This window comes from Pseudochrobactrum algeriensis (assembly GCF_018436245.1).
Classification (GTDB): Bacteria; Pseudomonadota; Alphaproteobacteria; order Rhizobiales; family Rhizobiaceae; genus Pseudochrobactrum; species Pseudochrobactrum saccharolyticum.
Window position 1 is genome coordinate 890487 of the sequence record NZ_CP075361.1, and the last position, 22563, is coordinate 913049.

Genomic DNA, 22563 nt, shown 5'->3' on the forward strand with positions numbered 1-22563 from the left:
TGATGCTTGAAAATTATTACATCCGGCGCAAAGTGAGACGTCGTTCCTCGCGATCGGCGAAATATGCACCGGCTTGCGCTTTAGCCGGTCTGGGATTGCTCATTGCTGCGGTTACAGCACATCGTTTCGGTTTGATTCAACAGCCGGATCTGGTGTTTATTGTGACACTTGCCGTGTTTTTCGCTCTTCTGGCTTTGTTGCTCTCAGCAAAATCTTTTTATAATTTATGGCGCAGCGGCGATGCCGGAGGGCGGCGTGCCATGCGTGCCTGCTTTATCGCTCTGGTCACATTGATCCCGCCTGCACTTGTGCTGGGGCAGATCAGCGGCACACCGCGTATTCATGATGTTTCCACCGATCTCGAAAACTCCGTGCAGTTCAATACTGTGATGAGCAATGAGCAGGATTTATTGCAGGATTATAAGCCTGATTTCCGCGTGCAGCTGCTTCAAAAACTGGGGCTGGGTGATCTGACTGTGCAAAATAGTCTGGGCACCGATGCGGTGCCGGATATGTTGCAGCAAATCTCTGCCTATCCGGAAGTGAGTGGCAGGCAATATGACAGTGCACAGGATCACGTCTTAAAAGCTGTGCTTAAAGTGCTGAAAGAGCAGGGCTTTGCTGTAACTGCTACTTCCGGTACTGCCGGTGAAGACATGGATGTGAGTGTCGAGGCAACTGCCAAAACCTTCATTCTGGGTTTGCACAGCGATGTGGTCGTGCGGCTCAGAGATGAGGCCGAGCAAACCACGGTCGATATGCGCTCCGTCTCACGTTACGGGCGCTATGATATGGGGTTCAATGCCGGTCTGATCGGTACGTTTTTTAATGCGCTTGATCTGGAAATGCGCAATGCCGTGCCTGATGCGCCGGAGGAGTAAACTCAGGCAGGCCGGTAGAGACTGTCGGGCATCGGGTCGCCGTCCGTTTTGACTAATCCGCGTGAGACCAGATCTTCCAGATGGGCGAAAACCGAAAGCCCTGCAGCGCCATGCAGACGCGGATCAGTATCACGATAAATCGCAGCGACCATCTGCGCGATGGTTTCATCGCCCTGCATTACCCGCTCAAACACGGCCCGTTCACGCATTTTTCGGTGAGCACGAAGTCCGCGTAAAAAACGATGGGGTTTGGCAATCGGTGCGCCATGCCCCGGCAGATAGAGACTGTCTTTGCGTTTGAGCAGTTTTTCAAGAGACTGCATATAGGCGCGCATCGAGCCGTCCGGCGGCGCGACAATGGTGGTCGCCCACGCCATGACATGATCGGCGGAAAATAAGATGCCGCGATCATTGAGTGCGAAACAGGCATGGTTGGCCATATGACCGGGAGTATGGATCACCTCTAATGCCCAGTCAGGATTGGTGAAAATCTCTCCATCCTTGGCGCAAATATCCGGCGTAAAATCTGTGTCTACACTGGCATCCAGCGCATTACTCTCACCGTCAAATAACGGACGGGCGGATTGATGCGAGCCTTGTGCAATAACGATTGCACCGGTTTCACTTTTCAGTCTGGCAGTAAGCGGCGAATGATCGCGATGGGTGTGGCTGACAAAAATATGGCTGACCGGTCTGCCCGCAATGATGCGCAGCAAGGTTTCGAAATGCGCTTCATCTTCAGGCCCCGGATCGATAATACCGAGCTGGGCTTTGCCGATAATATAGCTGTTGGTGCCGTAACCGGTAAAAGCACTGGCATTATTGACGGTTACGCGCAGAATATCCGGCGCAATCTGCACCGCTTCACCATAGGCCGGATCAAATTGCGTATCAAATTTCAGAGACATCAAAGAGACTTTCCGGCAGGCATCACAATAATAACAGGGTGTCTATAAAGGCTTTTCAGTGACTTGTCCCGTTTATCCACTCCATATATTATAATCGACAATTATTGTTAAAATTGTCGACAATTTGACATTGACAAAGTGCCCGATGTTTTATCATTTTGAGCGGACAGAATTGGGGAGCAGAACATGCAAAAATGTGGTGAACGTGAATTTATCGGATATGGCCGTCATACGCCGGATCCGCGCTGGCCGAACGGCGCGCAGATCGCCGTGCAATTCGTGGTCAATTATGAAGAGGGCGGCGAGAGCTGCATTCTCGATGGGGATGCCGGTTCTGAATGCCTGCTGTCCGAGATTGTCGGCGCGCAAAGCTGGCCGAAGCAGCGTAACCAGAATATGGAATCGATCTACGAATATGGTGCCCGTGCCGGTTTCTGGCGGTTGTGGCGCATGTTCACCAAACGCAATATGGATGTGACTGTCTATGGTGTGACCAAAGCCATGGAACGTAATCCGGAAGCCGTTGCGGCGATGAAAGAAGCAGGATGGGAAATCGCCAGTCATGGTCTGCGCTGGCTGGAATATAAAGACTTCACGGAAGAAGAAGAACGCCGCCACATTCAGGAAGCCGTGCGTCTGCATACAGAACTGACCGGCGAGCGCCCTTACGGGATTTATCAGGGCAAACCTTCTGACAATACGCTGCAGCTGGTGATGGAAGAGGGCGGTTTTGTCTATTCCGCCGATTCCTATGCCGATGAACTGCCTTACTGGATCGAAGGGCCAAAAGGGCCGCATCTGATCGTGCCTTATACGCTCGATACCAATGATATGCGCTTTGCCACGCCGCAAGGCTTTAATGCCGGTGATCAGTTTTTCAACTATCTGAAAGACACTTTTGATGTGCTTTACCGCGAAGGCGGGGAAGGCGCGCCGAAGATGATGTCTGTCGGTCTGCATTGTCGCCTTGTCGGCCGTCCGGGTCGTGCGGCGGCGCTGGAGCGTTTTCTGGATTATGTGCAGACGCATGACAAAGTCTGGGTCGCCAAGCGTATTGATATTGCCCGTCATTGGCATGAAAACCACAAACCGGCAGGGCAGTAAAATGGAGCTGATTAATTTACCGGTACGAGCTTTGACGCCGGAAAATTTCGCACCTTTCGGGGATATTATCGAAACCGGCTTGGGTGAAGTTAAGCTCATCAACTGGGACATTACCGAACGCCACCATGCGCTGGCGAAAGCCGATGTTATCGGTGAGGATGCTCATGTTTTGATGAACATCTTCCGCAGCAAGCCTTGGGAGCTGCCGCTGACCATTAAGATGGTTGAACGCCATCCGCTGGGTTCGCAAGCCTTTATGCCGCTGAACGGACGCGATTATCTGGTGGTGGTGGCTGAAGATAATAATGGTGTCCCGCATCAGCCTGTGGCTTTTCTGGCGCGGGGCAATCAGGGGGTGAATTATCACCGCAATGCCTGGCATCATCCGCTGCTGGCACTGGATAAGACTTCAGATTTTTTGGTGGTGGATCGTGGCGGTGCGGGCAATAATCTGGAAGAATATTACTTCCTGGAGCAAAATTTCACGATTTCTGACAGGGAGATTTGACCATCCGGTCAGATGCTCCGAATTCACATAGTTTAAAAGCGGCATGATACAGTTCAGAAATGTCGCTTTAAAACGCAACACAAAGCTAATTTGCCGCATTTGTCACGCCACATCTTGACGAGTATTCAGAGGCGTAACAATCTGGTCTTATGACACAGATGATCCGTTTCTTTCTGAATGGTCACCGGCAGGATGTTCAGATCCGGCCAGATACAACGGTTCTGGAATGGCTGCGCGGGGAGGCGCGGCTCAAGGGAACGAAGGAGGGCTGTGCTGAGGGGGATTGCGGGGCGTGCTCCGTTTTAATCGGCACAGATAAAGACGCAATTGCGCAGGCTGACACTGCGGCGGGTGAACCACAATCGAACAATACCGACGGAGCATTTCGCTACCGCGCTGTTAACAGCTGTATCCTGACAATGGGACAGCTGGACGGTCAGGCATTGGTCACGGTTGAGGGGTTGAAAACTTCACAACTTCATCCCGTGCAGGCAGCAATGGCTGAAAACGGTTCATCGCAATGCGGTTTTTGTACACCCGGTATTGTGATGTCGCTGAGCGGACTGGCTGCGGATTGCGCAAGTACCGGTGCCAAAGCCGACGATCAGCTGATCCATGATACGCTTGCAGGCAATCTCTGTCGCTGCACCGGTTATCGCCCGATTGTTGAAGCTGCTCGCAAAGTGATTGCGGAAGGTGGCGCACCGGTAGCACAGCCGTTTTCCGGTTCCTTGCAGGATATCCGTCCGCAAACAGGTTTCAGCCATGGCGGCTCAACCTATCATCAGCCGCAGACACTGAAAGAACTGCTGAAATTACGTGCGCAATATCCACAGAGCTTGCTGCTGGCCGGTGGCACTGATCTCGGCGTTGCGCTGGCCGATTATCACAGCGACTGGAATGAGGTTATCTCGACAGCGCATGTGCGTGAATTGCGCGATATCCGTGAGGATGAGGCATCTTTCCGGTTTGGCGCTGCGGTGACATGGGCGGAGGTGCTGAAAGCTATCGGCAATCATTATCCGTCACTCACTATATTGCTGCGTCGCTTCGGTTCAGTGCAAATTCGCAATCAGGGCACGATTGGTGGCAATATTGGTACTGCCAGCCCGATCGGGGACGGGCCGCCAGCGCTGATCGGGCTTGGCGCTGAGATTGAATTGGCAGGGATGGAAGGTAGTCGCACGCTGCCGCTGGAAAATTTCTTTCTCGATTACCGCAAGACGGAATTGCGTGAGGGCGAGGTGATTGCCTCAATCACGCTCCCGAAGCTGACTGCGGGGCAGGATTACCGCGTTTATAAAATCTCCAAACGCTACGATCAGGATATTTCTACCGTTTGCGGTGCATTCCGTGTGACGCGGGAAAACGGGATTATAACAGATGCCCGTATCGCTTTTGGCGGTATGGCAGCAATACCAAAACGGGTGAAAAGTGCGGAACAGGCGCTGACCGGCAAGACGCTGGACGGAGTTGCGGTCGCAGCCTGTGCACAGGCTATTGCTACAGAGCTTAGTCCATTAAGTGATTGGCGCGGCAGTGCTGAATATCGTCTGATGGTGGCGCAAAATCTGGTGGAGCGTCTGCGCCATGATCTGGCCGGTGAAGTGGTGGAGGTGATGGCACTATGATCGCACTTAATCAGCCTTTTCCAACGCCGGAAGGTGCTAACAAAGTCGAGCGCAGTATTGTCGGACATGGTGTTGTGCATGATTCCGCCAGCCGTCATGTGGCGGGTGCCGCGACTTATATTGATGACATGCCGGAATTACCGGACACGCTTCATGCGGCTTTTATTTTGTCGCCGGTAGCGCATGGCAGGCTGAAAAGTATGGATGCCAGTGAAGCTCTGGCGCAGGCCGGTGTTATTGGTATATGGGATGTGCATGATATTCCGGGCATTAATGATGTTTCACCGGGATTGCCGGGTGAACCGTTGTTTGCGGAAGAACTGCTCGACCATCAGGGACGCGCTATCGCGGTACTTGCCGCTACCAGTTTTGAAGCTGCATATAAAGCCGCAAAGCTGGTGAAGCTGGATATTGAAGAATTGCCACCGGTGCTGGATGTGGAAGAAGCGCACCGGCAAAAGAGCTATGTGATCCCGCAACAGGTGGTGCAACAGGGCGATGCCAAAACCGCCATTGCTAATGCGGAACATCAGTTTTCCGGCCGTCTTTCAATGGGTGGACAGGATCATTTCTATCTCGAAACCCATATTGCCTATGCTATTCCCGGTGAAAATTGGCCGCATGAAAACGGCGACATGCTGGTGCATTCCTCAACACAGCATCCGAGCGAAGTGCAGCACCATGTGGCTCATGTGCTGGGTCTTCATGCCCATGCGGTGGAATGTCAGGTGCGGCGTATGGGCGGCGGCTTCGGTGGCAAGGAAAGTCAGGCAACGATTATTGCCTGTGCGGCCGCGCTGGTTGCAGCTAAAACCGGACGCCCGTGTAAAATGCGCCTCAAGCGTCGCGATGATATGATTGCCACCGGCAAGCGCCATGATTTTGTAGTGCATTGGCAAGCAGGAACAGACAGTCGCGGGCGTATCAAAGGGCTGGATATCGAGTTTCTCGCCCGCGCCGGTAACCTGCCGGATCTCACAGGGCCGGTGATTGCCCGTGCGCTGACCCATGCAGATAATTCCTACTTCATTGAACATGCGCATTTCATCGGTCATGCCTGCAAAACCAATACTGTTTCCAATACGGCATTTCGCGGCTTTGGCGGACCGCAGGGCATTATCGCGATTGAAACAATCGTCGATACTATTGCCCGTGAACTGAAGCTTGATCCCAATCAACTGCGTGCCATCAATTATTACGGCGACGAGACTGGCGATGAAACGCCCTATGGCCAGAAAGTTGAAGATAACCGGCTGGTGCAGGTAACCGAAACTCTGCTGAACAGCAGCGAATGGGCAAGACGGCGTGCGGAGATTGATGCTTATAATGCTGCCAATCCGCTGATCCGTCGCGGACTGGCGATGATGCCGGTGAAGTTTGGCATTTCCTTCAACCTCACGGCGCTCAATCAGGCCGGTGCTCTGGTGCATGTCTATCAGGATGGTTCGGTGTTTCTGAACCATGGCGGCACGGAGATGGGGCAGGGGCTGTTTGTCAAAGTCGCGCAGGTTGTGGCTGAAGTGTTCCAGATTGATTTAGGTTTGGTGCGCATCTCGGCGACAGCGACCGGTAAAGTGCCGAATACGTCTGCAACGGCTGCCTCAACCGGTTCTGATCTCAACGGTATGGCAGCCTTTAAAGCGGCAACGGCAATCAAAAGCCGCATGACCAAGGTTGCTGCAGAGCATTACAACACAGAAGAGAGCGAGATCATCTTCCGTGGTAATCGTGTCTATGCAGGTAATGAATCCATGTCGTTTGGCGAGCTTGCCAAACTGACATGGTCAAAACGCGTGCAGCTTTCGGAAGCTGCCCATTATGCGACACCGAAAATCCATTGGGACGGTAAGACAATGCGCGGCCGCCCGTTCTTCTATTTCACCTATGGTGCGGCTGTTGCCGAAGTGGCCGTGGATACGCTGACCGGAGAAACGCGCTGCCTGCGCGCTGATATTTTGCAGGATGTCGGCTTTCCGCTTAATCCGGCGATTGATCTCGGCCAGATTGAAGGTGCTTTCGTGCAGGGTATGGGTTGGGTGACTTGCGAAGAACTTTGGTGGGATAAGGCGGGACGGTTACGCACAGCAGGCCCTTCGACCTATAAAATTCCGGGCTCGCGCGATGTGCCTGAAATCTTCAATGTGCGGATATTAGAAAATGCACCGAACCGCGAGGAAACGGTATTCCGTTCCAAAGCCATTGGCGAACCGCCGTTAATGCTTGGCATTTCCGTCTGGCTGGCAATCCGCGATGCCATTGCTTCGATTGCGGATCATCAGGTCTCGCCGGAGCTGGATGCACCGGCCACACCGGAAACTGTGCTGAAATCGATCATGAAACTGCGCCAGCGCCAGAAGCAGAGTGAATCTTGAAATGAATTTACAGGAGTTGAATGATCGGCCTGAGACGGATTTTGTCTCTGCGCTGGGCGGTGTTTTCGAGCATTCTCCTTGGGTGGCAGAAGCCGTGGCGGGAGGCAGGCCGTTTGCTTCTGTTTCTGCTCTGCATCAGGCGATGGTGCAGGCAGTTGAAAAAGCCGGTGTGACCAAACAACTGGCGCTGATCCGTGCGCATCCTGATCTGGCAGGAAAAGCTGCGCGTGCAGGTCATCTCACCGATGCTTCTACAAGTGAGCAGAAGGGGGCGGGACTCGACCGGTTGGATGATGCGGAGTATGAGCGCTTTCATAGCTTAAATGATGCTTATAAGCAGCGCTTTGATTTTCCCTTCATTCTCGCCGTACGCGGTTTTGACGGTAAAGGACATGACAAACATTCCATCCTCGCCAGTTTTGAAACGCGTTTGCAGAATACACCGGAGCAGGAAATTTCTGAGGCACTGCGGCAGATTGCGCGTATCGCAGAACTGCGGCTGGGGGATATGCTCACATCATAGATTACATGCAGCAGAAAAGGTATGGTTATGGCAAAACTCTCAACCCATGTTCTCGATACTGCTCATGGCAAACCGGCTGCCGCAATGCGTCTTGAGCTTTATCGGGTGAAGGGCAGTGGTGAGCTGGAACTGGTTAAGCGAACTGCAACCAATCTTGATGGCCGCACTGATGAGCTTCTGCTCAATGAAGCGGAAATACGTATCGGCACTTATGAAATTCAGTTTCATGTCGCTGAATATTTTGAATCACAAGGCGCGGATCAGGCGAAGCCGCCATTTCTCGATCTGATTCCGATCCGGTTTTCCATTGCCGATGAGAGTGCCAATTATCATGTGCCGCTGCTCGTCAGCCCTTGGGCTTATTCCACTTATCGTGGCAGCTAAAGGCACGACGGGCAAATCTATCCCCGCTCTTTATTCTTTCCGTAGACTTTTCCCGTTCATGAACAACGGGAAAAGCAAGATATGGAAACGACCCCTAATCTGAAAATACCTTATATTCTGCCCAGTCAGGCGCAGAAACATGTCACACATAATGAAGCGCTGCGTTATCTCGATGCGCTTCTGCATCTGTCCGTTTTAAGCCGGCAATATTCTTCAGCGCCTGTCACTGCGCAGGAAGGTGATCGTTATCTGATACCTGCGGGAGCCGCGGATTTATGGAGCGGGCAGGATGGCAATCTTGCAGCCTTCATGGATGGTGAATGGTTCTTCTTCGTGCCTTTGCGCGGCTGGATCATGCATATTGCTGATGAAAATGCACTGTTCATATTTAACGGCAGTCAATGGCGGGCACTGCTGAACCCGCAGCCGATGGTTGGAGTAAATACGGAGGCTGATACCTATAACCGCTTGGCTGTAGCCTCTGACGCCGTTCTGCTGACCCATAGCGGGGCAGGGCATCAGTTGAAAATCAATAAAAACCTGAGTGAGAATACTGCATCCCTGTTATTTCAGAGTAGCTGGACCGGCTATGCTGAAATGGGAATCGCCGGTGAAAATAACTTCAGCATTAAAGTTGCAGATGATAGCGGGCAGTGGCGACAGGCACTGCGGATTGATCGTGCTAGCGGTAATATAGCTATCGGCTCGGTCTGGCCAACAGCGCCGTTGCATGTTGAGGGGCCAATTCGCACCGGAAATTATGAGAGTGGTGCTTTACCGGATGCTGCACAGAGCGGTGCAGGTGCTGTTATTTTTATCAGGACGGGTCAGAGCGGGAAGCTTGCTTTCAGTGATGGTCAGCAGTGGCTTTGGGTAGACGGTAATCAGCCTGTCACTCCATGACCTTGTTAAGATTGCGATAATTTGTTGCACGGCTTTCAAAATAATCGGGGGATTTAGATTGATATGTCGTGCAACAGCAGAGAATCTGATGAATTATAAATGCCGGATAAATTTCTCTTACGGAACCTGAGAAAGCTTGATTGGTAAGGCAGTGGTCTATGGTTCACGTTGAAAAAAACTATGAGAAGCAGTAATTTTTTAATGCGTCCATCGCATAGGCACTTTTGTTCGCAATTCCTGTGAATAGAGATAGATTTGCTGGTTTTGATATAAGTATTTTGTTAGTCAGTATGAGTAAGCTATTTTATTTAAATTTAATACTTGAACAAATTTGTCAAGTTATTCTTTTGCCTGATTATGATTGTGGAAGTAGGATGCAAATTTTGCTGAAGAATAAGGTGAGAGATTAACCGCATGAAAACGGCAGATGTTTCAAGGCGGATTGCGGCACTCCCGCGATCTATAAAGCAACTTATCACGCTTGGCGTGGATATTACCTTGTTGTTGCTTGGCGTCTATGTTGCTTATGTTCTGCGTTATGGCTTTCTGTTTGTGCCAAATACCAAGCAAATATTACTGATGCTGGCGGCACCGCTGGTCGCTGTGCCGGTTTTTATCCGCTATGGTCTTTATCGTTCTGTTATCCGTTATTTGCCGGAAAAGGCAATCTGGTCTATCTTTCAGGCAACTGCCGTCGCGGCTTTGCTATGGGTTGCCATTGCATTCTTGACTGAAATGACCGGCGGAACCGGTGTTCCGCGTTCTGTTCCGCTGATTTACTGGCTGGTGATTACTATTCTGGTCTCCATTTCCCGTTTCGGCGCCAAATGGATTTTGCGGGACAGTACCGGCCCTGTATCACGGGAAGTGGCATTGATTATCGGTACCGGTGAGGCTGCGCAGCAGTTGGCAGCGGCATTGCGTGTGCATCGCGATACTTACGTGGCCGGTTTTATTGATCGTGATCCGTCATTGCTCGGTATGGATATCGCTGGAACCCGTGTTTATGCACCGACATCTATCGCTGATCTGGTTAAGAATTACGGTGTTTGTCAGGTCGTGATCTCCGACCCGTCGATGGGAGAGACGGAGCGGAAAGCCTATGCCAGTATTTTAGGGCGCCTGAAAATCCGTACCAGTATTCTGCCGCCGATTGCAGATCTGTCGCGGGGAAAATATCTGGTTGGTGCGCTGCGTAATATTGAAATTGATGACCTGCTGGGGCGTTCGCCGGTGCCGCCGGATGAGGCAATGCTGCAGTCGATGATTGAGGGGCACTCAATCATGGTGACAGGCGCCGGTGGTTCTATCGGCAGCGAATTGTGTCGCACGATTGTCAACTGGAAACCGCGCAAACTGGTTTTGTTTGAGGTCGGGGAATTTGCGCTTTATCAGCTGGAGCGCAAACTGAAATCTGTCGCGAATTGTGAAATTGTTCCGGTATTGGGTTCGGTAACCCAGCAGGAATTGCTGGAGAATGTTATTCACTCTCACGGGGTTGATACGATCTATCATTGTGCTGCCTATAAGCATGTACCTTTGGTTGAGGTGAACCCGCTTGAAGGCATCCGTAATAATGTTATGGGCACAAAAGCTGTTGCCGATGCTGCGCTGAAGACCGGCATAGAGCGTTTTATTTTGATTTCATCCGATAAAGCTGTTCGCCCGACGAATGTTATGGGTGCAACCAAAAGATGGGCAGAATTTGTTATCCGCCATTATGGAGATCTTGCGCAGCAGAAAGGTTCGGCACAGTCATTTTCGAGCGTTCGGTTTGGTAATGTTCTGGGGTCTAACGGGTCGGTTGTACCGCTGTTTCGTGAGCAGATTGCTGCAGGAGGCCCTGTAACGCTAACTGATGAAAATATGACCCGTTACTTCATGTCGATCCGCGAGGCTGCAGAACTGATTATCCAGTCCGGTGCGGTTATAAAAAGTGGTGAGACGGCTTTGCTGGAAATGGGGAGTCCGGTGAAAATCAGAGATCTGGCTGAGAATATGATCCTGATGGCCGGACTGTCTGTGCGCGATATTAAAAATCCTGACGGGGATATCACAATACGGGTGACTGGTATCCGTGAGGGCGAGAAGCTTTACGAGGAGCTGTTTTATGATCCGGATAAAGCATTACGTACCCGTCACCCAAAAATTCTTTGTGCGGAAAAACGTGGCACAAAAGCTGAAGAAATACCGCAGCGCCTACCGCAGATGCAGCAACTTCTTGATGATAACGATGCTGAAGGTGCTAAAGCGCTGTTGTTTGACTATATCCGCCAGTAATTAAATCCTTTTGCGAAAATAAAGGATCAGCAGCGCTGTTAGCGCTAGGGCGATTATCAGGCCGGATAATTGCCCGATAAACGTGCCTGACCACAGCGTGGCTGCAGTAATAGCTCCCAATATAAGATTGAGCAGTGCAAGGCTGCCGGTAACAAAATAAACGGATTTTCCCGAGCGTTTGGCGATCTGATAGGCATGGGAAGAGTGTGCCTGTAATATATTCTCACCTTTGCGGAGACGCAGGATAATCGTGCTGCCAGCGTCGAGAATATAATAAAGCGGCAGGATGAGAGCGGGAATAATACCTGCTTGTCCGGCAAAGAGCAGAAATACTGCACCGGTAATCAGGCCAAGCGGCAGACTACCGGAATCACCGAGAAAGATTGAGGCTGGCGGGCGGTTAAAAACTGCAAATCCTGCGAGAGCACCACTTATCGCCAGACTAATCGCCGGAATTGCCGGCTCCTGAAGAAATATAGCTGAGAGAATTCCGAGCAGTAATAGTGGAATTCCAATACCGGTGACAGTCAGCCAATCCAGACCGTCCATAAAATTGGCGACATTAATACTTCCAAGGATGGCGATGCTTAAAAGCAGCATCTCAAGCCAATAGGGGAGTAGATCGGGCAAAAGCCGGAAATCAGCACCTAAACTATAAACAGCGAGAATTGCGGCCAGAAGTTGCAGAGGAAGTCTTGCGCGTACAGACAGTTCTTTTCGGTCATCCAGATAGCCGGTAACCCAGACTAACGAAGCAGCAATGACAAGGCTGATACTCATCCGTGCCGGTATCATTTCCCATAGGCCAAAAATAATTAGTGCACATATGAAAACCGGAATGCAGGCCAGTCCGCCGATTTGTCTGGCAGGGATAGAATGGTTGGAGCGCGGATTAAAGCCGGCAGCAAGAAAATTCGCAGGAAGTTTGTCTTTTAAAATCAGGAGCAGGAGCGCGGAGAAAATAAAGCAGAGAGGAAAAATCCACCAATAAACTGACAAGCTGCTGTCTCCTGAAGTGTAAGGTAATCCGGCAAGCGGTTGAATATGATATAATTTAATCTGAAACAGATTGTCTGAACCCTTTAAACTGTATCGGAGCGCAGTCAAACTTACTTAATTACTGTTGTCTTTACGCGTTTATGAGCTGCTTTTCCAGCATGTTGGAGAGCGGAGAACTTGCGAAGCTGAAAACGTAAAACACTTTTTTGAAGTTGGACGGGTTTGCTTTGTTTTAAAATGTAAAAATCTGATTTCAATGCATTGCACAATGGATTTCTTGCGGCTATAAGCCGGATCAACCGCCACGGAATCTCTCCGTGATTTGTATTGGGGCGTAGCCAAGCGGTAAGGCAGCGGTTTTTGGTACCGCCATCCCCTGGTTCGAATCCAGGCGCCCCAGCCAATTTCTCGCATTATGTTCCGACTGTTTAATTTGTTCTGCCGGTGATTTTTGATCTCGCTATGTGTAGTAAACAGGCTGAGTAAATTTAAATTGTTCTCACGATATATTTAACTCAGCTTGCTTGTTTTGTTTGAATTTAAGAATATTAAGCAGCACTGAAACAATCTTGTTCTTTTATCTTTCATTCAAAATGTCGCTTTTTGCATAAAAAAGTGATAGCGGAATATTTTTACGTAATGCTATGGAATATGTGATGCCTGCTAAAACGGCTGCACACTTTATGAATATGTTCGGCTTGCCGAACCGCATACTGACTTCGTCTCCTTAACGGGAAGAAGTCAGAGATACAGTGCATTCCGGGAGTATTTTGTTTATCGACGTGAGGGATTTGATTGTCGATGCTCATTCAATACATGGCAGATATTGAGCCAAATTCACTATTTACAGTAAACGCTATTTCTCTGGCAGCGTTTGCGATTGCATTTTTTTGTATTTGGCTGAAGCAGCGCGACAGAACCTATTGGCTATATTGGGTTGCAGCAAATGCGGTTTTATCCGTCGGCTTCATTATCTTTGTTGTGATTGACCGCTCGCAGATGCTGCAGTTGATTCTCGTCAACGTGGTATTAGCCACGGGGATAGCGCTGCGCTGGCAGGCTATACGCAGTTTTTTCTATCGCAAAAACTATATTGAGATTAATTTCTTAATCATACTGATTGTGCTGCTCCCATATCTGTTCTCTTCCTATCTGACGAACGGGTTTATTTTTGGCTTTGTTAATCTCATATTTTTGGTTGAAATCATTTTGGTTCTCCGCGAATTACTGCGCCCAAATGGTGAGACTCTGCCGTCCCGTTGGGGGTTGGCTATAGCCTATAGTCTTGTTGCTGCGGCATTTATTGCCCGTGTGATACAGGGCTGGGTGACAAGCCCGGCCAATATGAAACTATTGCCGAATGACGGGCTTCTGGCAGTCATTTTGCTCGTTATGTCCATTCATATTGTTGCAAGCGGCGCTTTCGCTATATCAATGGCCTATGAACGGGGGATTTCTGAGTTAAAACAAATGGCTCTGCTTGATCCGCTGACGGGGTTGTATAATCGCAGAGCCTTTGAGCTGACTTTAGCAGAGCGCGATCCTGCGGATGGTTCGCTTGCTTTGATTTTGCTGGATATTGATCATTTTAAGCGCATTAACGACCAGTTTGGCCATGCCGCCGGTGATATTGCCTTGCAGCGCTTTGCCAATATCCTGATGACGATTTTCCGGAAGAAGGATTTTATTGCCCGTATAGGCGGCGAGGAATTTGCGGTTATTCTCCCTGATACGACAATGAATGAAGCCTATGAGTTTGCCGAGCGTGTTCGCAAGACTGCAGAAAATGATGCATTCGAGCATAGTGACGGCATTGTGCGTCTGACAATCAGTGCGGGGGTCTGTCAGGCAGCCGCAGACGTAACCTCTTTTTCCGATATGACCAAAAAAGCAGATATCAGCCTGTATATAGCTAAAAATAATGGTCGTAACCGGGTTGAAATATTTGCTACATGATTCATCGGTAAAGCTTTGTAATTCTTTGCTCAATTCGGCCGTTACATAAACACGCGGAGGGGACTGTGGTTAAGTGGAGGGTGTCAAAGAGGTTGGGTTTTCCGGTGATGCCTGCGCTTATGGCGCGTTGTGTTACGCTTCGCCAGACATTGCTCCTCTTGGTTGTCCTGCTTGTAACGGGTGCAATCTCTCCTGCTCTTGCCGCGACATGTTCGGATAATTCCCTGATCGCTGCCGATATTATTTTAAAACGTCAGCTGACTGCCTTGAAAAATATGGAGCGCGGCCGGAAATGTACGGCAGAAAATGCTCAGGGCGGCTTTTTTAACGCTTGTCGTGATTTGGCTCAGCGGCGTGGTGACATACAAAAACAGTTGCAGAAAAGTGCAGCAGCCTTGGCAAAATGTAGCGGAACATCTCTCACTGCTACATCATCGAAACCAACCGGGCTGAGCAACAAAAGCCAGCTTACCAAAAATACCAATTTGTTTGGCGGTCAGTATTCGGGAACACCTCTACTGTTTTGTGTGCGCTTGTCCGATGGATATTATTTTCCGGCACCACATTCGCAATATGCCCGAAGCGACAAGATAAAAGAGACCTTGGCGCAGTGTCGTTTCATCTGCGAGACCCCCGACGTCAATCTGTATATTTTGAGTGATCCTGCTGCCGAGACTGCGGATATGGTATCCGTTGATAAACGCGAATCCTACGTCAATCTGGGTTCTGCCTATGCCTATCAGGCATCAGAGAATTTTCAGAAATGTAACTGGGCAAAGTATTTTTCCTATATTGAGCAGGTGCGGGCAGGTTCCGCAAAACCGAAGAAAAAAACCATTGCGCCTGTTAAGCCGGTGATGGCGCCGGTTTCTGTTCCGGTCGTTGAAAAAGATATGTCTGACCGTGCTGTACGGATTGTCGGACCTGCCTTCTTGCAGGACGGTAATGATATGCTGGTTAATCTGGGCAGCCGGCGTGAGCAGCCGGAAACAGGCATAGAAGTTTTACACAGCACAGAGTGATCTGATCGCATGGCGTAACTGACCGAATGCGATATTTGTTACCGTGAAAACGACAGCAAATATTGCAGTTTTATTGCCTGTTTGCGGAAATGTTTATTATGACAAAATGCGCTGTTTTTTGCCGCTTACGGACATGCGCATGAGCCAAAGCACAGGCACAGTTTTGAGGTTATCCTGATGGGGGCGGCTTTTGATCCGTCACTCACCCCTGATTTTTATGCAAGATCGTGAATGCAATACGGGTGTGGAAAACACATCTGCAGCCACAGACTTTAGTGTATCCGTCGTTAAATGGTCTCATTCAACGACCGCGATAATATGACCAATCGAGAATTTGGAAGCTGACCTGACAGATGTGTCTTTCTGTGAGGTTGTGCGGAGCATTGTCTGAAGAATGGTCTCATTCTGAGATCATGTTTATGCGACCAATGAAGCCACAGGAATGACTGCAGCGGGAGGGGGCAAGCGCAGCGTGTTCCGGTGTGTTTTCAAAGTTTCGCATTGATATCTGTGGCTATTTCATCATTATGTGCGGGAACTTTTTATAAAAACTCAAACAAAATCCATGGGATGGGGGCTTTGATATGCGCAAGACTTACCTGAAAACTCTGGGTGCGCTGGCTGCGACTCTGATGGCCGGTTCTGCACTGGCAGAGACGCTGACGGTTTATACTGTTTATGAAGAAGATGAGGCCGCAGCTTTCCTCGCCGAGGCGAAAAAAGCTTTGCCTGATCTGGATATTAATATGCTGCGCCTGTCCAATGGCGATCTTGTTGCCCGTATCATCGCCGAACAGGCAAATCCGCAACATGACGTGCTGTGGGGCGTTGCAGTTACCTCGCTGTTCAATCCTGAAATTATTAAAACGCTGGAGCCTTATAAGCCTGCGAATATCGACACCGTGCCTGCGCAGTTCCGTGATAAGGAAGACCGCTGGTTTGCGGTTACCGGTTATATGGCCGCTTTTTGCGTAAACAATGAGCGCCTGAAATCCAAAGGCCTGACAATGCCGAAGTCATGGGCCGATCTGACCGACCCTGCCTTTAAAGGTGAAGTGGTGATGCCGAACCCTGCATCATCCGGCACCGGCTATATCCAGATTGACTCGCTGATCCAGCAGATGGGCGAAGAAAAGGGCTGGGCGTTCCTCGACAGTCTCGACAAGAACGTAGCGCAATATATCAAATCCGGTTCCAAGCCGTGTAACGTCGCTTCAATGGGCGAATATACTGTGGGTGCCTCTTTTGAACTGCGCGCCATCAAGAATATTGCCGAAGGCTATCCGATCACCATGGTGATCCCGTCAGAAGGCGCGGGTAATGAACTGGAAGCTAATGCGCTGGTTTCAACATCCAAGAACAAAGACGCAGCCAAGCGTTTTCTCGACTGGACTGTGAGCAAGCAGGCTGCCGACGAATATTACAAGTGGAAAGCCATTGTAACGATTCCGGGCGGCGCAATGCCGGACAAGTTCAAAGAAGCCGGTCTTCCTGAAGATGTGTCCAAGGTTATGTATGCGGTTGATTTCAAAGCCGCAGCCGATGATCGCACAAAGATCATTGAAACATGGCAGAAGAAATACGAGCGCTAATTGTTAAACAGACCGGACAGCCTTGCATCTGTCCGGTCTTGCTCTTTCGGCTTTCAAAGCGTTGAGCAAGCTGTTTTCTGCGCTGTAAAAAACATACGAAAAACAGAGATTTAAAGCCGCGGCTTGAATCGGTCTGATAAGCATTTGCATGAAATTTCATGCAACGGGGAATACGCAGGGATTTTCAGCTGCGTCCATAAAAACAAAATACCAAAGGAAATATACCAATGGATTTGAACATTCAGAATGTCATTAAAAGCTATGGCGCAGTGAAAGCCCTTGATAATGTTTCTCTGAATATTCCGCATGGTTCTCTGGTATGTTTTCTCGGGCCTTCCGGTTGCGGCAAGACAACGTTGCTGCGTGCCGTTGCGGGGCTGGAAGAAATTGATTCCGGCAGGATTATGCTGGGTGATAATGACCTGTCGCACACACCTGCGCGGTCACGTAATTTCGGTGTTGTGTTTCAGTCTTATTCGCTGTTTCCGCATATGACGGCGGCGCGCAATATTGCCTACGGGCTGGAATGCCGGAGCTGGACAAAAGCACAGATTGCAGCGCGGGTGCGTGAAATGCTGGATCTGGTGCATCTGGCTAATCAGGCCGAGAAACTACCGGCGCAAATGTCCGGCGGTCAGCAACAGCGTATAGCTATTGCCCGTGCATTGGCTCCCAATCCGTCACTCTTGCTGCTTGATGAACCGCTTTCCGCGCTGGATGCGAAGGTGCGCGAGGAATTGCGCAATGAAATTCGCGCGCTGCAAAAACGCGTCGGTATTACTACCATTATGGTCACACATGATCAGGAAGAAGCATTGGCTATGGCCGATGTGATCGTGGTGATGAAAGACGGACATATTGAACAAACCGGTACGCCGCAAACGCTTTATCAGCAGCCTTTAACCAGCTTTGTTGCGGATTTTATCGGCCGCATGAATATTCTGCCGCTGGATAAGACTGCCGGTAATAGCCTGCATTTTGCAGATAAAGTGCTGAAACTGGATGCCGCAGAGATTTCCGGTTCCGCACCGGTCAGTAAAGTCGGTATCCGGCCTGAGGCCGTCAGCCTGCTGCCCGCAACGCAAACCATGCCGGATGATAATCACTTTCCGGCAACCATCCGCAGTCAGATTTATCTGGGGCATATATCGCGGCTGGAAGTGGTGCCGGATAAACGGCCAGACGTTAAAATCAGCGTGGAAATGCACGGCACCGCCAACAGAGCAGGGTACTTGCCGCAAACAGGTGATGCAGTAACGCTGCATCTGCCGGCAGATGCTTTACGGGTGCTGTCATGAGCAGCGCCGAGGCTTCTGTAACAACAACGACCGGCGCCGGTTTAAAGCGCGGTCTGTTTAGCGACAATTTCATTTCATGGGCGATGACGATCGGGATTACAGCTCTGATCCTGATTTTCCTTGTTATGCCGCTTTGGGCCATTCTGGTGCTGGGTTTCAGTACGCCTGAAGGTTTTGGTTTCGGCAATTTTACCCGCACTTTTACAACCGCGCGTTTCTGGACGCTGGTGCTGAACAGTCTTGGTATGGCGCTGACCTGTACCATTATTGTGACCGGCATGGCCTATGCCTATGCCTATACGCTGCAGCGTGCCCATGTACCGTTTAAATCCCTGTTGCGGATGGCAGCGCTTATTCCGCTCTTTGCTCCGTCATTGGTGCAGGCACAGGGGCTGGTGCTGCTGCTCGGTCGTAACGGTATTCTCAACCGCTGGATGGGCATGGATATTGATATCTATGGTTTCTGGGGTGTGGTGATTGCGAATGCGCTTTATGCTTTCCCCTATGCTTTCCTGATCCTCTCGGCAGCGCTGGCTGTCAGCGATGCGCGGCTGCATGAGAGTGCGGAAGTGCTGGGGGCAGGGCCATGGCGTATTTTCCGCACCCAGACTTTGCCTGCCACCCGCTATGGTCTGGCGGCAGCCTGTTTCGTTGTGTTCAATCTGGTGATGACTGACTTCGGTAATCCGATGGTGATCGGCGGCGATTTCAACGTGCTGGCCACAGAAGTCTATAATCAGGTGATAGGGCAGGCGCAGTTTGGTCTTGGCGCGGTGATCGGTATTGTGCTGCTGATGCCTGCCATTGCCGCCAAGATTGTTGAAAAACGCCTGACCAAACAGCAGCAGGCACTGCTCACTTCACAAGCGCGGCCGATGGTTGTGCGCCCGTCAGGTAAACGTGATCTGCTGCTCGGGCTTTATGCCTATTTCACAATGGCGCTGATCCTGAGTGTTATTCTGATTGTGGTGCTGGCAAGCTTCGTCAAGCTCTGGCCATATAATATGAGCTTTACGCTTCAGCATTATCAGTTCGATGTGCAGAATGGCACAGCGCCTTTGTGGAACAGTGTGAAGATCAGTCTGGCAACGGCTGTGCTGGGCGTGGCAATTGCCGGTATGACTGCAATTGCGGTGCAGAAGTTCAAAAATCCGCTCACCGGCCCGCTGGCATTCCTGGCCATCTTGCCGTCAGCCGTTCCGGGTATGGTGCTGGGGCTTGGCTATGTGCTGGCCTTTAATAATCCGTCCAACCCGCTGCACTTCCTCTATGGCAGTTTTGCGCTGATTATCATTCTCAGCGTCTATTATAACCATGCCCACGCATTCCTGATCTCCTCAACCAGTCTGAAACAGATCAGCGGCTCGTTTGATGAAGCATCAACCATGCTCGGCGGCAGCGTGCTGACAACTTTGCGTAAAGTGACACTGCCGCTGCTGTGGCCGACATTGCTGGGCGTGGGTGTTCTGTTCTTTATGCGCACCATGGTATCGCTGTCTGCGGTGATCTTTCTCACCACACCGGCAACGCAGGTCGCTTCGATCTCTGTGCTGCAATTGTCTGATCGCGGGGCGGTCAATCAGGCGGCAGCTTTCTCGGTCTGTATTATGCTGATTGTGATTGCAGCTTTGCTGATCGTGCGCGGTATTCTTTGGGCATTTGGTGCCAAGCATGTGACACTGATCCGCTAAAACCGATATGAAAAACAAAAAAAGCCCGCCTCAGTGATGAGGCGGGCTTTGTATTGGAAGGAGGTGAAATCAGGCTGCTTTTTCCAGTGTGATACGTTGTGCAAGCCGCACCATACCGGCACAGGCTGCATCAATTTGATCATCCGCCACACTGAGGCTCAGACGCAAAAAGCCGACCAGATTGCTGCCGAAGGAATCGCCGGGCATAGTCGCAATCTTTTCTTCTTCCAGCAGGCGCATCGCAAATTCCGCACCGGTCATGCCGGTGGCGCGGATATCTGCCAGAATGAACATGCCTGCCTGCGGGATCTTGCAGGAAATTCCGGCATGACCATCAAGGCGCTCGGAGATCATTTGCGCACGGCGGTAGAAATTCTCAAGCATTTGCTGCGCTGCGGTTGCCGGACGGTTCAGCGCATAGGCAGTCATATCCGCGATGAAAGGCTGCACGCCGAACAGTAAATATTCTGACAATGGCAGCAGGCGATCCGTAAATTCTTCCGGTCCGATGCACCAGCCGCTGCGGAAGCCCGGCGCGGAATGGGATTTGGAAATCGAGGCAACCACAACCGTACGCTCGGCCAGTTCTGGCAGATCAAGCGGAGAGGCAAATTCACCCTCAAAAACCAGCAATTCATAAACCTCATCGGAGATGATCCAGAGATTATGTTTGCGGCAGACTTCGCCGATGGCTGCGATTTCTTCACGGCTCAGCATAGCGCCGGTAGGGTTATGCGGTGAGTTGAGCAACAGTACGCGCGAACGTGGTGTGATTGCTTTTTCCAGATCGGCCGCCTGCAGGCGGAAACCGTTGGTTTCACTGACCGGCACATAGACCGGCGTGGCACCGGTTGCTTTAATCACGCCTTCATAAGTCGCATAGCACGGGTTGGTGGTGATGACTTCGTCACCTTCTTCGGCCAGACCAAGCATGGCAATTGCCAGTGCGCTTTGTGTGCCCGGAAAGCAGAGAATCTGCTGCTGGCTGATCTTGCGGCCGGTACGCTTCGAATATTTGTCAGACAGAGCTGCAAGAATCGACGGCTCCCCACGGCCGCTGGTATAGCGGGTGCGGCCTGCGCGCATGGAGCGGGCAGCCTCATCAATCATCTCGGCAGGTGTCGGAATATCCGGTTCGCCGATGGTCAGCTCGATAATATCTTCGCCTGCGGCTTTCATCTCGCGGGCGCGCATATGGACAGCCCATTTGTGTGAGCCTTTGCTGCTCAAACGCTCGGTAATACGCGCATAATGCATCTTGAGCGCTCCTCCGTATTTTTATTCATGCTTGCTGCATTTTTTAATAATTCATGCGTTGTATCGCATGAACCGAAGTTAAGACCAGTGTTGTTTCTGCATGACATCAGAAAAGCGCATAAATTATGGTGGGAATTATTGTTCAACATTATGATCTATTGAAATCTTCAGGCTTGTCATGCGCGGGCAGAGTTTATAACCATCACGTGTAATTTTGTAATCTGTCCGGTGAAGCTTCTATGACCAATACCAATTTAACGCTTTTTATCTGTGATCTGCTGAGTGCTGCGGGTTCATTCACACTGCTGATCGGTTTGCTGGTCGTATTGTTTTCCACATCTCTGCATGGTGATGCGGGACAAAGCGATGACAAGGGCTTGGTTGTTAAAGCATCCAAACATTTCAGAACCGGCTTGATTCTGGCAATTCTGGGTGCTCTGCTTCTGACTATGTCGGCATCATTCGAGCTAATAATTTACTAATAAGTAAAATGACAGCCGGAGGGGATGTGATCCGGCAGTTTATAATGCGCTTATCCGGAGGGGAGCTTGCCAATGGCAACGGATATTCTTGTCAGTCAGGCTGATGTTTTTTCGCATATGCGCATTATCAATGGCATGGGCATAAGCTTGTGCCTATCGCGCTTGCTGGTCTTCGCGTCCAAATTTATTCAGCACCCTTCGAAGAACAAGATATCCTATATCCACATCGGCTGGATACTGGTTGTATTTTTATGGATTATTCAATTCTGGTGGGATTATCTCATCGAGAGCAACAGCAAAACCTATGATATTGTTACTTATATCTTAGAGCTGTTTTATGTCTTTGGTCTGTTTTTCATCTGCGTTACCCTGACGCCGGATGACATTAAAGAATACGGGGATTACGAGACCTATTTCTTTTCGAGAAAGAAATGGCTTTTTGCTCTCTTTATTTTCATCAACAGTATGCAGTCTTTTGAGCAGATCAGAACATCCTTCATTAAAAACGACACCGATAATATGGTCGTTCTGCCGGTTGTCATGGTGCTGGAAACCATCGTTATTCTGATTGCGATGAATATTAAGCGCAGGCGATTTCAATATGTGATGATTGGCCTGTTATTTTCCACGATCATTCTGGATTTCATTTTCCTGCCGTGAGGTAGGCCTGTTTAGGTTAGAGCGTATCCCGAAAAGTGTGAAACGGTTTTCGGATAAGATACGCGTAAAAACAAAAAGATAGAGCATTTCCAATGATTCAGCCTAAACTGGA

At 50.2% G+C, this 22563-nt stretch carries 19 protein-coding genes and 1 tRNA gene; 17 read left to right on the plus strand and 3 right to left on the minus strand.

Translation table 11 applies throughout. The features are described 5' to 3' along the window. The first annotated feature begins 32 nt into the window (after nt 1–32). Nucleotides 33–881, plus strand: a complete 849-nt coding sequence (locus KHQ09_RS06020) for a DUF1499 domain-containing protein (protein WP_213597014.1) — start codon at nt 33–35, stop codon at nt 879–881. 2 nt (nt 882–883) lie between these two features. Here KHQ09_RS06020 and KHQ09_RS06025 read toward each other — a convergent pair whose 3' ends face one another. Then, entirely contained in the window at nt 884–1789 is a 906-nt protein-coding gene (locus tag KHQ09_RS06025; protein WP_213597016.1) for an MBL fold metallo-hydrolase, read from the minus strand. Between the two features lie 186 nt (nt 1790–1975). On the opposite strand from KHQ09_RS06025, the gene puuE reads away from it, so the two are divergent. From puuE to KHQ09_RS06065, 8 genes are all read left to right on the plus strand, one after another. Continuing rightward, entirely contained in the window at nt 1976–2893 is a 918-nt protein-coding gene (puuE, locus tag KHQ09_RS06030; protein ID WP_213597018.1) for an allantoinase PuuE, read from the plus strand. A gap of 1 nt (nt 2894) precedes the next feature. Continuing rightward, on the plus strand, nt 2895–3401 hold the full coding sequence (locus KHQ09_RS06035; RefSeq protein WP_213597020.1) for an ureidoglycolate lyase: 507 nt from the start codon (nt 2895–2897) through the stop codon (nt 3399–3401). 149 nt (nt 3402–3550) lie between these two features. Next, a complete protein-coding gene (gene xdhA, locus KHQ09_RS06040; RefSeq protein ID WP_213597022.1) occupies nt 3551–5032 on the plus strand; it encodes a xanthine dehydrogenase small subunit in 1482 nt (493 codons plus the stop codon). After that, complete coding sequence (gene xdhB / locus KHQ09_RS06045) at nt 5029–7404, plus strand: xanthine dehydrogenase molybdopterin binding subunit (protein ID WP_213597029.1); 2376 nt, start codon at nt 5029–5031, stop codon at nt 7402–7404. The genes xdhA and xdhB overlap by 4 nt, the downstream gene beginning before the upstream one ends. A gap of 1 nt (nt 7405) precedes the next feature. Continuing rightward, a complete protein-coding gene (uraD, locus tag KHQ09_RS06050) occupies nt 7406–7927 on the plus strand; it encodes a 2-oxo-4-hydroxy-4-carboxy-5-ureidoimidazoline decarboxylase (protein ID WP_213597031.1) in 522 nt (173 codons plus the stop codon). 27 nt (nt 7928–7954) lie between these two features. After that, nucleotides 7955–8311, plus strand: a complete 357-nt coding sequence (gene uraH / locus KHQ09_RS06055) for a hydroxyisourate hydrolase (protein WP_213597033.1) — start codon at nt 7955–7957, stop codon at nt 8309–8311. Nucleotides 8312–8392: 81 nt separating this feature from the next. After that, nucleotides 8393–9214 (plus strand): DUF2793 domain-containing protein, encoded by an 822-nt coding sequence (locus tag KHQ09_RS06060; protein WP_213597035.1) that lies wholly within the window; start codon nt 8393–8395, stop codon nt 9212–9214. 414 nt (nt 9215–9628) lie between these two features. Then, complete coding sequence (locus tag KHQ09_RS06065; protein ID WP_213597038.1) at nt 9629–11494, plus strand: polysaccharide biosynthesis protein; 1866 nt, start codon at nt 9629–9631, stop codon at nt 11492–11494. On the opposite strand, the gene KHQ09_RS06070 is transcribed toward KHQ09_RS06065, so the two are convergent. After that, nucleotides 11495–12475, minus strand: a complete 981-nt coding sequence (locus KHQ09_RS06070) for an MraY family glycosyltransferase (protein WP_420801469.1) — start codon at nt 12473–12475, stop codon at nt 11495–11497. A gap of 346 nt (nt 12476–12821) precedes the next feature. Here KHQ09_RS06070 and KHQ09_RS06075 point away from each other — a divergent pair. From KHQ09_RS06075 to KHQ09_RS06100, 6 genes are all read left to right on the plus strand, one after another. Further along, nucleotides 12822–12896 (plus strand) — tRNA-Gln (locus KHQ09_RS06075). A gap of 398 nt (nt 12897–13294) precedes the next feature. Beyond that, nucleotides 13295–14449 carry a GGDEF domain-containing protein gene (locus tag KHQ09_RS06080; protein ID WP_213597042.1) on the plus strand — a complete coding sequence of 385 codons (1155 nt, stop codon included), beginning with the start codon at nt 13295–13297 and terminating at the stop codon, nt 14447–14449. A gap of 92 nt (nt 14450–14541) precedes the next feature. After that, nucleotides 14542–15471, plus strand: coding sequence for a DUF2865 domain-containing protein (locus KHQ09_RS06085; protein ID WP_213906854.1), 930 nt, complete (start codon nt 14542–14544; stop codon nt 15469–15471). 584 nt (nt 15472–16055) lie between these two features. Beyond that, nucleotides 16056–17063 (plus strand): ABC transporter substrate-binding protein, encoded by a 1008-nt coding sequence (locus KHQ09_RS06090; RefSeq protein ID WP_022710073.1) that lies wholly within the window; start codon nt 16056–16058, stop codon nt 17061–17063. Nucleotides 17064–17290: 227 nt separating this feature from the next. Then, a complete protein-coding gene (locus tag KHQ09_RS06095) occupies nt 17291–18361 on the plus strand; it encodes an ABC transporter ATP-binding protein (RefSeq protein ID WP_213597046.1) in 1071 nt (356 codons plus the stop codon). Next, nucleotides 18358–20052: an ABC transporter permease subunit gene (locus KHQ09_RS06100; protein WP_213597048.1), complete on the plus strand. Its 1695-nt coding sequence runs from the start codon at nt 18358–18360 to the stop codon at nt 20050–20052. Before KHQ09_RS06095 ends, KHQ09_RS06100 begins: the two co-directional genes overlap by 4 nt. 69 nt (nt 20053–20121) lie before the next feature. Here KHQ09_RS06100 and KHQ09_RS06105 read toward each other — a convergent pair whose 3' ends face one another. Then, nucleotides 20122–21309, minus strand: a complete 1188-nt coding sequence (locus KHQ09_RS06105; protein ID WP_213597050.1) for a pyridoxal phosphate-dependent aminotransferase — start codon at nt 21307–21309, stop codon at nt 20122–20124. Nucleotides 21310–21548: 239 nt separating this feature from the next. On the opposite strand from KHQ09_RS06105, the gene KHQ09_RS06110 reads away from it, so the two are divergent. Next, nucleotides 21549–21791 carry a hypothetical protein gene (locus KHQ09_RS06110; RefSeq protein WP_022710068.1) on the plus strand — a complete coding sequence of 81 codons (243 nt, stop codon included), beginning with the start codon at nt 21549–21551 and terminating at the stop codon, nt 21789–21791. Between the two features lie 72 nt (nt 21792–21863). Beyond that, a complete protein-coding gene (locus KHQ09_RS06115; protein ID WP_213597052.1) occupies nt 21864–22451 on the plus strand; it encodes a hypothetical protein in 588 nt (195 codons plus the stop codon). The last annotated feature ends 112 nt before the right edge of the window (nt 22452–22563 follow it).